The organism is Paracoccus sp. NBH48 (assembly GCF_015390265.1).
Taxonomy (GTDB): Bacteria; Pseudomonadota; Alphaproteobacteria; order Rhodobacterales; family Rhodobacteraceae; genus Paracoccus; species Paracoccus marcusii.
This window is the reverse complement of the sequence record NZ_VUOJ01000004.1, coordinates 350,206-364,134: the sequence shown is the minus strand read 5'-3', so window position 1 is coordinate 364,134 and position 13,929 is coordinate 350,206. Positions and strand designations below refer to the sequence as shown.

The following is a 13,929-nucleotide window of genomic DNA, read 5'->3' as shown; positions in this document are numbered from 1 at the left end:
CGGAATACCGCGACAATAACGGATTATCATTCATGAACCGAACCCTAGTGATCGGCGGCTGCGGCTTCATCGGATCTCATATCGTCGACGCGCTTGTCGCCCGCGGACACAACGTCCGCGTGCTGGACATGAAACCCGAAGCCTTCCGCCCCCCCCTGCCCGGGGTGGAATACGTCAAGGGCAGCTTCTCATCCGAGGATGTCCTGAAGGTTGCTCTGCGCGATGTCGATTCAGTGATCCACAGCGCCAGCACGACGGTGCCCGCGACCTCCAACCTGAACCCGTGCGCCGACATCGAGGGCAACCTGATCGCGACCGTCCGGCTGCTGCACGCGATGCGGGCCCGCAACATTCACAAGCTGGTGTTCCTGTCGTCGGGCGGCACCGTCTATGGCGTGCCCCAGTGCGAGGAGGTGCCCGAAAGCCACCCCCTGCAGCCGATCAGCTCTTACGGAATCGTCAAGGTCGCCATCGAGAACTATCTGCACATGGAGCGCAAGCTGCATGGGCTGGATTTCGTCGCCTTGCGGGCCTCGAATCCCTATGGCCCGCGCCAGGGTCATGCAGGCCTGCAGGGCATCATCGGCACCTATCTGTGGAAGATCGCCCGCGGCGAACAGATCGAGGTATGGGGCGACGGCAGCGTCATTCGCGATTTCATCGACGTCCGCGACCTTGCGGCGCTGTCGGCGATCGCCCTGGAATCGCCGATCAACGGTTGCTTCAATGCCGGTTCGGGCGAAGGCGCATCGGTCAAGCGCATCGTCGAGCTGACGGCACAGATCACCGGGCGGGATCTGTCGCCGCTCTATCGACCCGGCCGCGGCTTCGACGTGCCCAGGATCATCCTGGACATCGCGCGCATTCGAAAGGCGGTCGGATGGAACCCCACCATCCCGCTGGAGCAGGGCATGCGCGACAGCTGGGACTGGATCTGTCAGCAGCAGCAGGTTTCAGCCGTCGCCTAGGCGGCGGCCTGTTGGCCTGCCCTTCCCGGCACGCTATAGCATCGGCCAAAGCATGACGGACTGTCGACCATGCGCAAAGGCGGGGCGGGGCAATGAGAATTCTTCTGGTGGGTGCGGGACTGTCCGGTGCCGTGATCGGGCGGGAGCTGGCCGAGGCCGGGCATGACTGCCGCATCATCGACGCGCGCCCCCATATCGCCGGCAATTGCCATACCGAACGCGATGCCGACACCGGCGTCATGATGCATGTCTATGGCCCGCACATCTTCCATACCGACGACGAGGGCGTGTGGGATTACGTCAACCGCTTCGCGCGCTTCATGCCGTTCCAGAACCGGGTCAAAACGACCGCGCAGGGCCGGGTCTATTCGCTGCCGGTGAACCTGCTGACGATCAACCAGTTCTTCGGCACCACCCTGCGCCCCGAGGAGGCGCGCGCCTTCATCGACTCCAAGGCCGACACGACCATTACCGATCCGCAGAGCTTCGAGGAGCAGGCCCTGCGGTTCGTGGGCCCGGAACTCTACGAGGCCTTCTTCAAGGGCTACACCGAAAAGCAGTGGGGCTGTTCGCCGACCGAACTGCCGGCGTCGATCCTCAAGCGGCTGCCGGTGCGGTTCAACTATGACGACAACTACTTCTTCCACCGTTTCCAGGGGATGCCGCAGGACGGCTATACCGCGATGGTCGCGGCCATCCTGGACCATCCGCGGATCACGGTCGAACTGGGCACGGAATACAGCGCCGAGATGGCGGCAGAGGCCGATCACGTCTTCTGGTCGGGGCCGCTGGACGGATACTTCGACTATCGCCTTGGCCGCCTTGGCTATCGGACGCTGGATTTCGAACGCTTCAGCCATGACGGCGACTATCAGGGCTGCGCGGTGATGAACTACGGCGACCGCGACGTGCCCTATACCCGCATCACCGAGCACAAGCATTTCAGTCCCTGGGAGAGCCACCAGGGTTCCGTCTGCTATCGCGAATACTCCCGCGCGGCAGAGCCGGGCGACACGCCATATTACCCGATCCGCCTGGTCGAGGAGAAATCCCTGCTGGAGCAGTATGTCGACCTGGCCCATGCCACCCCCGGCGTGACCTTCGTGGGCCGCCTCGGCACGTATCGCTATCTGGACATGGACGTGACGATCAGAGAGGCGCTGGAGACGGCAAATCAGTTCAACACGCATCAAGGCCAAGGCCGGCCAATGCCCGCAATGGTCGGATTCTGATCATATCGCAGGTCACTAGAGGCGCACCATGCATCGTATCAAGCTGAACCCGCGCATCCGACACTTTATGGACGATTCCAACATTCACCCCAATCTGGGGTGGGACAGCATCAAGGCAATCGCGTTTGACAACACGCTGCAGGTATCGGTGTGGTCGCGTCACTCAAAACCGGGACCGAACGTAGTCGCCCTGTCTTCCCTAGGATACATGAGTTACACGAACTCTCCTGCCGTACGCATTAGAACCGGTGCGTATTGCTCGATCGCGCCGGGATCGGCCGTCATGGGGGATGCCCACCCCATCGATCGCGTGACGACACACCCGCTAACTTATGGAAAATTCTATCAGGAAGCTGCCCGAAAGCTTGGTGCGGTATCCATGAACATGGTGTCACCCTTTCAAGGCAGACCGGCACCGGTGATACTTGGCAACGACGTGTGGATCGGTGGAAACGTCACCTTCGCTGGTGGGGTCAGGATCGGTACGGGCGCCGTTGTGGCAGCGAGAAGCGTGGTCACCAAGGATATACCGCCCTATGCCATCGCCGGCGGCGTGCCCGCGCGCATCCTGAGATACCGGTTCCCGGATGATGTAATCACAGCCCTGCAGGAAACGCGCTGGTGGAATTACCAGCTAAATGACATCGCGCAGTTCGATTTCAACGATCCTATGACGTTTTGCGCCACATTCATGGAAAAGCGGGACAGCATCACGCCGCGTCGGGACAAGTACGTAACGGCAGCGGAACTGCTTGCATTGGCCTGAGCGGTTCTAGGCCGCAGGTATTTCTAGGTTGGCTAGCCACTCACGCTCCGCCTCGGTCAACCGTGATCGACCGCCTATGGCACGCAGGCCAGCCAACGCAGCCCGCGCGGCTTCGAGTTCGGGCACGGGCCGCAGCAACGCCATGTCTTCCAGATCTGGATAAAAGCGATTAACACCTGATAACGTCGACAGGTCATCAGCGACGGGTCGGAACCGCTCGACCATCATGTCGCGCATAGTCTGACCGAACACCTCCACCTCCCTGTCCTCGACGTGGTCAACTTCCTCGCGCATCGCTATCAGCCAAGCAACCATAGACCGCGCCGATTCTTGCGGCAGTTGATGCAGCGCAAGCCGCGCGATCTCGGCGAAGGCCGAAGGCACGGACGGGTTCATCATTCCAGGCATGACCGCCATGTCAGGGATGGGAATTCCTGTTCGTGACATGAAATCGACTACGGATCCTCCACTTTTCTGGATATCCGAGAAATTGCGCAGTACGAGTTCGGCCCCTTCGAAGCCCCCTTCAAGCCAGCCGCGAACCAACTTTGCTTGTTGGAAATGCGCAGTCTCAAGATAGGCATTCAGCGCCCCGGCGCGCAGGGGAAGCATCTTCTCGCCGAATTTCAGCCGCTGGCGGTGCCACGATGACAGATAATCATCGGGTCGACGGAGGCTGCAGTACAATTTGACGTCATGGGACCGAAACCGGTTATGAATCCGTTTTACGCTTTTCCGCTCCTTGGTCATTCCTAGAAGGGCAAAGACCTCAGAGCACAGGACCATCGTCTCGGGCTGGATAGCATCCAACTGGTTCTTGATCATTTCGAACATCTGCAGGCCCGAAGGGGCATGCGGATAGTAGGGAGGGACGCCGTGGCCATCCTCCTCGTTCTTCAACCTCAGGGCCAGTGCATTATGAGGTTCGATCACGTTCAACGTCTGTCCGCGGAGGTCTTCGTCACGTCCGGTAAGGCTCAGACGAATTGCACGGGCTGCGGCCTGTGATTCGACACCGGGATAGAGAACACCCTTGCGCAGCAATGCAAGCCAGTTGCGGGCAAAGTAGTGCTGAATGGATGTCGATCCGGTCTTGAAATGACCGATGAACATAATGGTTTTCATCTGGAACTGCTTTTGCCAACAGAGGGTGTCATTCGAATGCCATCAAACGCGCTCGATGGCCGGGCGAAACCCCAAGCCTTTGATGATCGCGCCATAGATCTGGCGGCGCAGGGAGGAGGGCACGTCGCCGCGGCGCATCTGGCCGCGGACCCCATAGGCATAGGCCAGCACGCCCATCAGGCCCATCTCGCGCCGGCGCCATGAGGTTTCGTTGCGCGCCCCGTACTTGAACTTCCAGAGGCTCTTGTCGTCGACCAGGCCGAAGTTGACGCCCCGGTTGTCGGGCGTGTCGTGGACCACGACGCTTTCGGGCACGAAGATGCCCGGATAGCTGCGCGCGATGCGGCGGGTGTATTCGGCATCATCGAACCAGATGAAGTAATCCGCGATCGGCAGGCCGTGTTCGCTGACGGCCCAGCGCGGGATCATCACCGACACGAAGGACGCGCTGTCCACCAGCGCCCAGGCACTGCCCGGCCGCACGAAGCGTGCCCAGTCCCACACGGTACGCGGACAGTTCATCTCGCACAGCGATCCGTCGATCCACTCGACCCGCGAACAGGCAAAGCTGGGGCGCCAGCCGTTATCGGCCTGGAAACCCGTCAGGGCCCGATGCAGGGATTGCAGGGCGTCCGGTCGGGGATAGGCATCGTCGTCCGACACCCAGAAATACTGCGCGCCCATCTGGTAGGCTGCCTTGATCCCGGCATGAAACCCCCCGCCCCGCCGACATTCGCCGGCAGCCGCAGGTGGCGGATGGTCGGGTCGCCGTCGGCCCGCGCCTGCACCAGCGCCGCGGTGTCGTCGGTCGAGGCATTGTCCACGACCAGCACGATGTCGGGGCGCAGGGTCTGCGCCGCCAGCGCGTCCAGCACCGCCATCAGCTTGCCCGAGCGGTTGAAGGTGACGATGACCGCAGCCGTCTTGTTCAGGACGCTCATGCCGCGTCCCCCTGGGCCAGACGGCGATAGACGGGCATCAGCACCTCCTCGGCGGTCGGATCGGCGGTCAGACGCGTCCACGCAGCCTGCAGGGCGTCCTTGTGTCGCGCCAGGGTGCCTGCATCGCGCCACATCGCGTCGACTGCGGCCACGGTGCCCGCCACGGCCGCACGCGGCGCCAGCGGCACCAGCAGGCCGTCGGGCAGCACCTCGTCCTGGGATCCGACGCGGGTCGAGATGGGGATGCAGCCATGGGCCACGGCCTCGTAGCAGACCAGCGCCAGACCCTCGTTGTTCGAGGGAAGAAGCAGGATGTCGGACCGTTCCAGCAGGGCCGGAATGTCGGTATTGCCGGGCAGCAGGTCGACCTTGGACGACAGACCGTGCTTGCGCAGAAGGCGCGTCAGCGTGCCGTCATAGGGACCTTCGCCGACGATGGTCGCGGTCAACGTGATGCCGTTGCGCCCGGCCCAGGCATTCAGCGCGCGCAGGGCCTCGACCACCACGACCGGCCGCTTCTGATAGAACAGCCGCCCGATGAAGCAGGCATGCAGCGCTTTCTGTCCCGCCTGCAGGCGCAGCGGCGGCAGCGCATCGTTGTTCTTGCGGTCCAGCATGCGGCCCAAGACGACCTTGCCCGCCGGGGCATGGAAGCGGTCGCGGAAATAGCGGACCAGCTCTCCGCTGATGACATGCTGCATGTCCAGATAGTTGGACCACACGCCCGAGATCCGCGGATAGCCGCCATTCGCGTATTCGACGATATGCGTGCTGTCGATCGTCTGCACCCACGGCAGGTGCATGCGCAGCATGGTCAGGCTTTCGTACAGCGGCGTGCAATGGTGGATGTGCACGGCGCGGATGTTTTCCGCCATCGCCAGCCGCTGGACATAGCGCGGCCACAGGTGGTGCGGCAGATAGCGATCCAGCCGGATGAAGGTCAGGTCCGGATGGTCGGGCAGCTTGTCCGCCAGCCGCTGCACGGCCGGAACCGACGCCACGACGAACACCCGCAGCCCGGCCGCCAGCGCCCAGCGCATGGTGTCGAAGCCCAGCTTCTCGGCGCCGCCCATCTCCAGCCAGTGCATGCCGATCAGGATGGCGGGACGCTTGTCGCTGTCGGGCGCCACGGGTGCGGGCAACAGGGCCGAGCCGTCGCCCAGGGGCATGGCCGTCTGGTCCGTGCGTCGGTCGGCCTGGCGCTTGCGGGCCATCTCGGCACCATAGCGCACCTGTTCGTACCACAGCGGGCTGGCCCGGAACAGCGCGCCCAGACCGCGCATGGGCCTCCAGGGCGCATCGATCTGCTTGATCTCTCCGGGCAGGGGCAGGCGCGGGATGGCCAGGCGGATGGTCACCTGCGGCGCGCCGTCATAGGCGCCCTGCCGGGTCAGGGTGCCCAGATAATCCGCACCCAGGTCCTGGGGACGCGGATTGTGCGGACCCTCGATCACCTCGGGGGCGGCCCAGATCGGGTTGTTGCCCTGCGACAGGATGAAGAACAGCTGCTGCGTGGGAAACAGCAGCTCATAGATCGCACGGGCCTCGGCGATGCCGGCGGTCAGATGGGCCACCAGCGCAGGATCTGCGGGCGTGTGCGAGGCAAGGTCGGACATGGGCGAGGTCAATCCGTCTGTCGGGAGGAAGGGTCAGTCGATCAGACGCAGCAGATAGGCCCCATAATCGTTCTTGGCAAACTTTGCCGCACGCGCGCGCAGCTGGTCAGGCGATATCCAGCCGGCCTCGAAGGCGATCTCCTCGGGGCAGCCGGTCTGCAGACCCTGGCGGTTCTCCAACGTGCGCACGAAGTTGCCCGCATCCAGCAGGCTGGCATGGGTGCCGGTGTCCAGCCAGGCAAAGCCGCGGCCCATGCGTTCGACGGTCAGCGACCCGTCATGCAGATAGCTTTCCAGAAGGGTCGTGATCTCCAGCTCTCCGCGATCGGAGGGCTGGACGGCGCGGGCCCGTTCCGGCGCGGTGCCGTCCAGGAAATAGAGCCCCGTCACGGCATAGTCCGACGGCGGCACGGGGGGCTTTTCGACGATGGCGCGGGCCCGCATCTGGTCGTCGAAATCGACGACGCCATAGCGTTCCGGGTCCGACACGCGATAGCCGAAGACCGTGCCACCCCCGTCGCGCGCATCTGCGGATGCCAGCAGCTCCGGCAGACCGTGCCCGAAGAAGATGTTGTCGCCCAGAACCATCGCGGACGGTGCGCCCGCCAGGAAATCCTCGGCCAGGATATAGGCCTGCGCAAGGCCGTCGGGGCTGGGCTGCACGATGTAGGTGAAGCTGATTCCCCACTGGCTGCCGTCGTCCAGCAGGCGGCGGAACTGATCCTGATCCTCGGGGGTGGTGATGATCGCGATCTCGCGGATGCCGGCCAGCATCAGGACGCTGATCGGATAGAAGATCATCGGCTTGTCGTAAAGCGGCAGCAGCTGCTTGGACACGCCCATGGTGATCGGATACAGCCGGGTGCCCGATCCGCCGGCCAGAATGATGCCCTTGCGCTGTGTCATGCCTTGTCCTTCAGTTGATCCAGAACGCGGGTCAGCCCGGCCCGCCAGTCGGGACGCGCGATCCCGAAATCCCGCGCGATGCGTCCGCAATCCAGCCGCGAATTCAGCGGGCGCGCGGCGGGTGTCGGATAGTCGGATGACGGGATGTCCGCCACCTGCGCGGCCAAGCCCGCCTGCGCCATGATCTGGCGCGCGAACTCGGCCCAGGAGGCGTCGGGCGTGCCCGCGAAGTGATAGATCCCGCCCGTGGTGTCGGGCCTGTCGCGCATGACGCGGATCATCCGCAGGCAGGCGGCCGCGATGTCGGCGGCAGGCGTCGGCCCCCCGATCTGGTCGGCCACTACGGTCAGGCGGTCGCGCTCCGCGCCAAGGCGCAGCATCGTCTTGACGAAATTCGCGCCATGGGCGGAGAACACCCAGGAGGTCCGCATCACGGCCCAGACTCCGCCCGCGGCGGCCACGCCCTGCTCTCCGGTCAGCTTGGTCGCGCCATAGACGCCCAGGGGTGCGGTGGGCGCATCCTCTGCCCGCGGCTGGTCGCCCGATCCGTCAAAGACGTAATCGGTCGAGATGTGCAGGAACGGGATGCCCAGATCCGCGCAGGCCCGCGCAATCGCGGCAGGCGCGTCGGCATTGACCAGGCGGGCGGTGTCCGGGTCCGTCTCGGCCCGGTCCACGGCGGTGTAGGCGGCAGCATTGATGACCGCACGCGGACGCGCCGCACGGATCAGGGCGGCGCAGGCGGCGGGGTCGGTCAGATCGGCCCGGTCGCGGCCCGCAAAGGTCGCATCGGGCGCCAGCGCGGCCAGTTCCCGCGCGACCTGGCCGGTGCGGCCAAAGACCAGCAATCTCTGCATCAGGCCGTCCCCAGACGCTTGCCCACGCCGTCGCGGTCCAGCAGCGGCTGCCACCAGTCGCGATTGGCCAGATACCATTCGACGGTGCGGCGCAGCCCCTCCTCGACCGTCACGGACGGGCGCCAGCCCAGTTCGGTGCGGATGCGGGTCGGGTCGATCGCATAGCGGCGGTCATGGCCCGGACGGTCGGTCACGAAGGTGATCAGGTCCGCATGCGGCGCGCCCGTCGGGTGCAGCTCGTCCATATGGGCGCAGATGGTTCGGACCAGGTCGATGTTGGTGGCCTCGTTCTCTCCGCCGATATTGTAGCTGCGGTTCAGCTGGCCCTTTTCCAGGACCAGCAGAAGCGCATCGGCGTGATCCTCGACATAGAGCCAGTCGCGGATGTTGCCACCGTCGCCATAGACCGGGATCGGCTGGCCCGACAGCGCCTTGAGGATCACCACAGGCACCAGCTTTTCTGGGAAATGATAGGGGCCGTAATTGTTCGAACAGTTCGTCAGCACGACGGGCAAGCCATACGTTTCGGCCCACGCGCGGACCAGATGGTCGGACCCCGCCTTGCTGGCCGAATAGGGGCTGCGCGGGTCATAGGGCGTAGTTTCGGTGAACTGCCCCGTCTCGCCCAAGGATCCAAAGACCTCGTCGGTCGAGATGTGGTGAAAGCGAAAGCTGTCGGGGCGCCCTTGGGCCGTCCAATAGGCGCGGGCGGCCTCCAGCATGTTGAACGTGCCGATCACGTTCGTCTCCACGAAGGCCGCAGGGCCGTCGATGGACCGGTCCACATGGCTCTCCGCGGCCAGGTGCATGATCGCGTCGGGGCGGTGCTGCGCCAGGATGCGGTCCAGCGCCGCGCGGTCGCGGATGTCGGCCTGCTCGAACGCGTAGCGGTCGGACCGGGCGGCCTCGGCCACGTTCTCCAGATTCGCGGCATAGGTCAGCGCGTCCAGGTTCACGACATGATGCCCACGTGCGATCGCCAGGCGAACGACGGCAGAGCCGATGAATCCGGCGCCGCCGGTGATCAGGATCTTCATGCCTGCTCCTCAAAGACGAAGGGCGATTTCAACTCTGCCAGCGGCTGCGCATCCCGATCCTTGTCGGACAGCAGCGGATCGGTGACGTCCCAGTCGATGCCGACGCTGTCCCAAGCCACCGCACCGTCCGACGCGCGGTCATAATGGGCTGTGCACTTGTAGACGATCTCGGTATCGGGTTCGCGGGTGACGAAGCCGTGAAGGAAGCCTGCGGGAATCCACAGCTGGCGGCCGTTCTCGAAGCTCAGTTCGGTCCCGAACCATTGGCCATAGGTCGGGCTGCCCATGCGCACGTCCACCGCCACGTCGAACAGCCGGCCACGCCCGCAGCGCACCAGCTTGCCCTGCGCGAAGGGGGGCGACTGATAATGCAGACCCCGCAGCGTGCCGGTCTGCGCGGACATCGAATGGTTGTCCTGCACGAACTCGGGCAGCACGACCCCGGCATCGGCCAGCGTCCTGCGATTCCAGCTTTCCGAGAAGAAGCCGCGCGCATCGCCATGACGGGCCGGCGTCAGCAGCAGCACTCCGGGCAGCGGGGTTGTTTCGATCTGCATCTTTGCCTCGGGCGGTTGTCCTGCACGATGTCTAGGGGCATCGACGCGCCTTGTCAGCCCCGTCCGGCACGGAAAACCAGCATGGGTGGCGGTTGCTGCACAAATGCCCTTCGTGGTATCGCGCGGTCGGACCCGGCCGCAGCCTGCCGGCAGATGACATGATCGGCACGCCATGGCCCATACCCGACCCTCGATCGCCGCCGTGGTGGTCACGTACAACCGGCTGGACAAGCTGACCGTCACGGTCGCGCGCCTGCTGGACCAGCCGGTCGATCACGTGATCGTGGTCGACAATGCCTCGACCGATGGGACCGCCGACTGGCTTTCGGCGCTGGACGACCCACGCCTGCGCGTCCATCGCAGCACCACGAACCAGGGCGGGGCGGGCGGGTTTTCCGTCGGCATGCAGCTTGCGCGAGACGAGGCGCAGGCCGACTGGACCGTGGTCATGGACGATGACGGTCGCCCCGCGCCTGGCGCCATCGACGCCTTCCGGGCGATGGATCTGTCGGAATGGGACGCGATCGGCGCCGCGGTGCATCACCCCGACGGCCGCATCTGCGAGATGAACCGCCCCTATCGCAACCCGTTCTGGAATCCGGGGGCCTTCCTGCGCACCCTGGCGCGGATGCCCCTGGGCCGCGGCCGTGCCGGGTTCCATCTGGGCGACGGTGATTACGGAACCGGGTCACCGGTCGTGCCGGTGGACATGAGCAGCTTCGTCGGCCTGTTCCTGTCGCGCGCGGCGCTGCAGCGGGCCGGGCTGCCCGACCCGCGTCTGTTCATCTATGGCGACGACCAGCTGTACACGCTGCAGATGCGCCGTGCCGGGCTGCGCCTCGGGTTCGCGCCGCAGGTGCGGTTCGATCACGACACCACGGCCCTGCAGGCGCAGGGTGGTGTCGTGCTGCGCCCGATGTGGAAGGTGTTCTACATGTATCGAAATGCGCTGATGGCCTACCGGGTGGCGGCGGGACCGTGGTTCTGGCCGCTGGTCCCGGTGCTGCTGCGCAAGTGGCGCCGCAAGGCCGCGGATTACGGCCCCGACGCCGCCCTGTTTCGGACCATCCTGGATCAGGCGGTGCGCGACGGGCTGGCGGGCCGGCTGGACCGCAGCCATGACGACATCCTGCGACTGTCGCGCAGCGACGCGCCCTAGTCCAGCTGGCCTGCGATGGCACGGCCCAGCGTGAAGATGCGCTGTTCCAGGATCACCGGCGTCTCGCATACATAGGTCAGCGACTGCTGGCGTTCGGTGAAGATACGCTGATCCCAGTCCAGGGCCTTTTCCTCGGCGTCGATGGCGTCGAAATCGGGGGCATCGGCGGCCTCCATTTCGGCCATGCGGGCGCGGCGTTCCTCAATCCGTTCGGACAGGTCCACCTGCGACCGGCCATAGCGCGCGATGCCCGCGATCAGCGCGCTGCGGTCACTGTCGATCCGGTCGAAGATTGCCTGCATCAGTGCGACCAGATGCGTGTCTGGGGCCTCGGCTCCGAATTCCGCGATCTCCGTCTCGGCCTCCTCGATCGGCAGGCGGCGCTGTTCCAGGCGTTCGGCCAGGCGGGCGATGTCGGGATCGCGGGCAAGGGCCAGCGTTTCGTCGTCCGGGATGGGGCCCGTCCAGACCTGACCCATCGACAGATGCGGCTGCTTGCGCTGGATGCAGGGCCAGTCGGGATCGGTCCCCGCCGCGCCGAAGGCGGGACCGGCCAGCAGCGCCAGGGCCAGGGTGATGCGGATCATGCGGGACCTCCTTTCCGCCGGGCCCACAGGCCCTTTTGCGGATCATACATGAAGACCGCCGCGCCGAAGAACCCCGCCAAACATCCTAGGACCACCGCCAGGGCGGTCCAGTTCACCTGCATGTACAGCGCAAACCGGATCAGCTCGACCGCGTGGGTGAAGGGATTGACGGCGCAGATGTCGTGCAGCAGCGGGCTGCTTTCGCGCATCCGCCACAGCGGGTACAGCGCGGACGAGGCAAAGAACATCGGGAAGATCACGAAGTTCATGACACCCGCGAAATTCTCCAGTTGGCGGATCGCGCTGGACAGGAACAGACCCATCGCGCCCAGCATCAGCCCCGACAGGATCAGCGCCGGGATCACGGTGACATAGCCCCAGACGGGCGGGCGGATGCCCCACCAGTATGCGATGGCCAGGAAGGTGAAGACCTGGATGATCGACACGATCACCCCCGCGATCAGCTTGGATCCCAGCAGGTACCAACGCGGAAACGGGCTGACCAGCAGCGTGCGCATGGCCCCGGTCTCTCGGTCGTAGACCATCGACAGCGACGACTGCATGCCGTTGAACAGCTGGATCATCGCGACCAGGCCGGGGGTCACGTAGACCTCGTACAGGACATAGGTCTGATAGGGTGGCGTGATCGACAGACCCAGCACGGCGCGGAACCCGGCGGCAAAGATGAACAGCCAGACCAGCGGGCGCACCAGTGCCGCCAGGAAGCGCCCGCGCTGGTTGACGAAGCGCAGCGTCTCGCGGCGCGCGATGCCCAGAAAGGCGGTCAGCCAGCCGCGGGGGCGGTCGGTGGGTGCGGTCATGGCGCGACTCCGGTCAGGTCCAGGAAGGCGCGCGTCAACCCGTGCGGCCCGGCGATGTCGGCGGCGCGACCCTGGCGCAGCACCCGGCCGCGATGCAGGATCACCAGGTCGTCGGCCGGGTCGATCTCGTCCATGATATGGGTGGCCCACAGGGCGGACACGCCGTCGCGGGCGATCAGGCGGCGGGTCAGGGCCAGCACCTCGGCCCGGGACTTCACGTCCAAGCCCACCGTTGCCTCGTCCAGCAGCAGCAGGTCGGGGCTGTGGATCAGCGCGCGCGCGATCTCGGCGCGGCGCGACTGGCCGCCGGACAGGGCGGTGACGCGGGTGTCGGCCTTGTCGGCCAGATCGACCTGGCCCAGGACCTGGTCGATGCGTGGCCGCGCCAGCCTGCCGGGTATCCCGTGCAGGCTGGCGTGATAGATCAGGTTCTGGCGGATCGTCAGGTCGGCATCCATCGCGCGGCTTTGAAAGACCACGCCCAGACGGGCCAGCGCCTGCGACGGTTCGCGCCGCAGGTCGTGCCCCGCCACGCGGATCATTCCCGACCGGTTGTTGTAGAGCCGCGTCACAAGCGAGAACAGCGTGGTCTTGCCCGCGCCATTCACCCCCAGAAGGGCGGTGAATCCGCCGCGCGGCACCGTCAGCGACACGTCGTCCAGCGCCTGCACGGCACCGAAATTGTGGCTGACATGGTCGATCTGCAACGCGGCGGTCAATGAACCCTACTGGATGTTGAAGACGGCTTGCAGACTGTCGCCCGAAGAACCCGGCACTGACAAGGTGTATCGACCGGGCAGCACCGCGACAAAGCTGAGGACCGCCGTGCCGTCGGCATCGAATTCGATGCTGTGCACGCCCATCGGCCGGATCTCGGTGTCGCCGATGACGATCTCGTTGATCCAGATCGCGCGGAAGAAGTCGCCGCCCGACAGGGCCAGCTCCTGACTGCCGTCGGCCACGATATTGATGCGATAATAGCCGCCCGACTTGATCGTGTATTCGCCGCCCGCGACGGGCTGGCCGGATGCCAGCGTCAGGGGCGCCAGGTCGGTGCGGTTCTCTCGCGCCAGAAGGCCAGAAAAGCCATAATCGAACATGCCGGTCGCGTCATAGGTCCCCTCGGACGGGGCCTCCTCCTCCTCGTCGTCATCATCCTCGTCCGCCTCGACGGCCTCGCCCGATTGGGTGCCCGCCTCGGCGGGTTCGCCCACAACGGCATCGCCGCCGGGTGCCTGCTCGGCAGAGGCGTCGGGGACCGCGGCATCCTGGGCGGTAGCGGGCACCGCCAGGATCAGGGCCAAGGCGGCACCGGACATCAGTTTCGTCAGCGTGGTCATGGAATCTCTCCTCCTCA

Annotated in this window: 16 protein-coding genes; 4 read left to right on the top strand and 12 right to left on the bottom strand. The window is 65.4% G+C overall.

Annotated features, from left to right (window positions below; genetic code table 11):
- Positions 1-32 precede the first annotated feature (32 nt).
- The 3 genes from F1642_RS08650 (at position 33) to F1642_RS08640 (ending at position 2,966) form a co-directional block, all read left to right on the top strand.
- Entirely contained in the window at positions 33-968 is a 936-nt protein-coding gene (locus F1642_RS08650; RefSeq protein WP_139598255.1) for an NAD-dependent epimerase/dehydratase family protein, read from the top strand.
- Positions 969-1,060: 92 nt separating this feature from the next.
- Positions 1,061-2,200, top strand: coding sequence for a UDP-galactopyranose mutase (gene glf, locus F1642_RS08645; protein ID WP_194886008.1), 1,140 nt, complete (start codon positions 1,061-1,063; stop codon positions 2,198-2,200).
- A gap of 28 nt (positions 2,201-2,228) precedes the next feature.
- Positions 2,229-2,966: a CatB-related O-acetyltransferase gene (locus tag F1642_RS08640; RefSeq protein ID WP_194886007.1), complete on the top strand. Its 738-nt coding sequence runs from the start codon at positions 2,229-2,231 to the stop codon at positions 2,964-2,966.
- A 6-nt stretch (positions 2,967-2,972) separates the two neighbouring features.
- On the opposite strand, the gene F1642_RS08635 is transcribed toward F1642_RS08640, so the two are convergent.
- The 8 genes from F1642_RS08635 to rfbC are packed head-to-tail and all read right to left on the bottom strand — an operon-like array spanning position 2,973 to position 10,005.
- The gene (locus F1642_RS08635) at positions 2,973-4,091 is read right to left on the bottom strand and encodes a hypothetical protein (protein ID WP_194886006.1); all 1,119 of its coding nucleotides are present in this window, start codon (positions 4,089-4,091) and stop codon (positions 2,973-2,975) included.
- Positions 4,092-4,133: 42 nt separating this feature from the next.
- Positions 4,134-4,775, bottom strand: a complete 642-nt coding sequence (locus F1642_RS08630) for a hypothetical protein (RefSeq protein ID WP_255522291.1) — start codon at positions 4,773-4,775, stop codon at positions 4,134-4,136.
- Entirely contained in the window at positions 4,694-5,032 is a 339-nt protein-coding gene (locus tag F1642_RS15770; protein WP_255522290.1) for a glycosyltransferase, read from the bottom strand. Before F1642_RS15770 ends, F1642_RS08630 begins: the two co-directional genes overlap by 82 nt.
- Complete coding sequence (locus F1642_RS08625; protein WP_194886005.1) at positions 5,029-6,648, bottom strand: glycosyltransferase; 1,620 nt, start codon at positions 6,646-6,648, stop codon at positions 5,029-5,031. Before F1642_RS08625 ends, F1642_RS15770 begins: the two co-directional genes overlap by 4 nt.
- Before the next feature lie 33 nt (positions 6,649-6,681).
- Positions 6,682-7,554, bottom strand: a complete 873-nt coding sequence (gene rfbA / locus F1642_RS08620; RefSeq protein WP_046000549.1) for a glucose-1-phosphate thymidylyltransferase RfbA — start codon at positions 7,552-7,554, stop codon at positions 6,682-6,684.
- Positions 7,551-8,411, bottom strand: coding sequence for a dTDP-4-dehydrorhamnose reductase (gene rfbD / locus F1642_RS08615; protein WP_194886004.1), 861 nt, complete (start codon positions 8,409-8,411; stop codon positions 7,551-7,553). Before rfbD ends, rfbA begins: the two co-directional genes overlap by 4 nt.
- Positions 8,411-9,448 carry a dTDP-glucose 4,6-dehydratase gene (rfbB, locus tag F1642_RS08610; RefSeq protein ID WP_046000547.1) on the bottom strand — a complete coding sequence of 346 codons (1,038 nt, stop codon included), beginning with the start codon at positions 9,446-9,448 and terminating at the stop codon, positions 8,411-8,413. The genes rfbD and rfbB overlap by 1 nt, the downstream gene beginning before the upstream one ends.
- The gene (gene rfbC, locus F1642_RS08605; RefSeq protein WP_046000546.1) at positions 9,445-10,005 is read right to left on the bottom strand and encodes a dTDP-4-dehydrorhamnose 3,5-epimerase; all 561 of its coding nucleotides are present in this window, start codon (positions 10,003-10,005) and stop codon (positions 9,445-9,447) included. The genes rfbB and rfbC overlap by 4 nt, the downstream gene beginning before the upstream one ends.
- Before the next feature lie 172 nt (positions 10,006-10,177).
- Here rfbC and F1642_RS08600 point away from each other — a divergent pair, with 172 nt between their 5' ends.
- A complete protein-coding gene (locus tag F1642_RS08600) occupies positions 10,178-11,164 on the top strand; it encodes a glycosyltransferase (protein WP_194886003.1) in 987 nt (328 codons plus the stop codon).
- On the opposite strand, the gene F1642_RS08595 is transcribed toward F1642_RS08600, so the two are convergent.
- From F1642_RS08595 to F1642_RS08580, 4 genes are read right to left on the bottom strand one after another with little or no spacing between them, the layout of a single operon-like run.
- Complete coding sequence (locus F1642_RS08595; RefSeq protein ID WP_194886002.1) at positions 11,161-11,751, bottom strand: hypothetical protein; 591 nt, start codon at positions 11,749-11,751, stop codon at positions 11,161-11,163. The genes F1642_RS08600 and F1642_RS08595 overlap by 4 nt on opposite strands.
- Positions 11,748-12,572, bottom strand: coding sequence for an ABC transporter permease (locus tag F1642_RS08590; protein WP_045981879.1), 825 nt, complete (start codon positions 12,570-12,572; stop codon positions 11,748-11,750). Before F1642_RS08590 ends, F1642_RS08595 begins: the two co-directional genes overlap by 4 nt.
- A complete protein-coding gene (locus F1642_RS08585) occupies positions 12,569-13,291 on the bottom strand; it encodes an ABC transporter ATP-binding protein (protein ID WP_045981880.1) in 723 nt (240 codons plus the stop codon). Before F1642_RS08585 ends, F1642_RS08590 begins: the two co-directional genes overlap by 4 nt.
- A 6-nt stretch (positions 13,292-13,297) precedes the next feature.
- A complete protein-coding gene (locus F1642_RS08580) occupies positions 13,298-13,912 on the bottom strand; it encodes a hypothetical protein (protein WP_255522289.1) in 615 nt (204 codons plus the stop codon).
- Positions 13,913-13,929: the final 17 nt, after the last annotated feature.

Coding starts and splice junctions, on each gene's coding strand:
- F1642_RS08650 (WP_139598255.1), top strand. CDS start 33: ATGAACCGAACCCTAGTGATCGGCGGCTGCGGCTTCATCGGATCTCAT.
- glf (WP_194886008.1), top strand. CDS start 1,061: ATGAGAATTCTTCTGGTGGGTGCGGGACTGTCCGGTGCCGTGATCGGG.
- F1642_RS08640 (WP_194886007.1), top strand. CDS start 2,229: ATGCATCGTATCAAGCTGAACCCGCGCATCCGACACTTTATGGACGAT.
- F1642_RS08635 (WP_194886006.1), bottom strand. CDS start 4,091: ATGAAAACCATTATGTTCATCGGTCATTTCAAGACCGGATCGACATCC.
- F1642_RS08630 (WP_255522291.1), bottom strand. CDS start 4,775: ATGGGCGCGCAGTATTTCTGGGTGTCGGACGACGATGCCTATCCCCGA.
- F1642_RS15770 (WP_255522290.1), bottom strand. CDS start 5,032: ATGAGCGTCCTGAACAAGACGGCTGCGGTCATCGTCACCTTCAACCGC.
- F1642_RS08625 (WP_194886005.1), bottom strand. CDS start 6,648: ATGTCCGACCTTGCCTCGCACACGCCCGCAGATCCTGCGCTGGTGGCC.
- rfbA (WP_046000549.1), bottom strand. CDS start 7,554: ATGACACAGCGCAAGGGCATCATTCTGGCCGGCGGATCGGGCACCCGG.
- rfbD (WP_194886004.1), bottom strand. CDS start 8,411: ATGCAGAGATTGCTGGTCTTTGGCCGCACCGGCCAGGTCGCGCGGGAA.
- rfbB (WP_046000547.1), bottom strand. CDS start 9,448: ATGAAGATCCTGATCACCGGCGGCGCCGGATTCATCGGCTCTGCCGTC.
- rfbC (WP_046000546.1), bottom strand. CDS start 10,005: ATGCAGATCGAAACAACCCCGCTGCCCGGAGTGCTGCTGCTGACGCCG.
- F1642_RS08600 (WP_194886003.1), top strand. CDS start 10,178: ATGGCCCATACCCGACCCTCGATCGCCGCCGTGGTGGTCACGTACAAC.
- F1642_RS08595 (WP_194886002.1), bottom strand. CDS start 11,751: ATGATCCGCATCACCCTGGCCCTGGCGCTGCTGGCCGGTCCCGCCTTC.
- F1642_RS08590 (WP_045981879.1), bottom strand. CDS start 12,572: ATGACCGCACCCACCGACCGCCCCCGCGGCTGGCTGACCGCCTTTCTG.
- F1642_RS08580 (WP_255522289.1), bottom strand. CDS start 13,912: ATGACCACGCTGACGAAACTGATGTCCGGTGCCGCCTTGGCCCTGATC.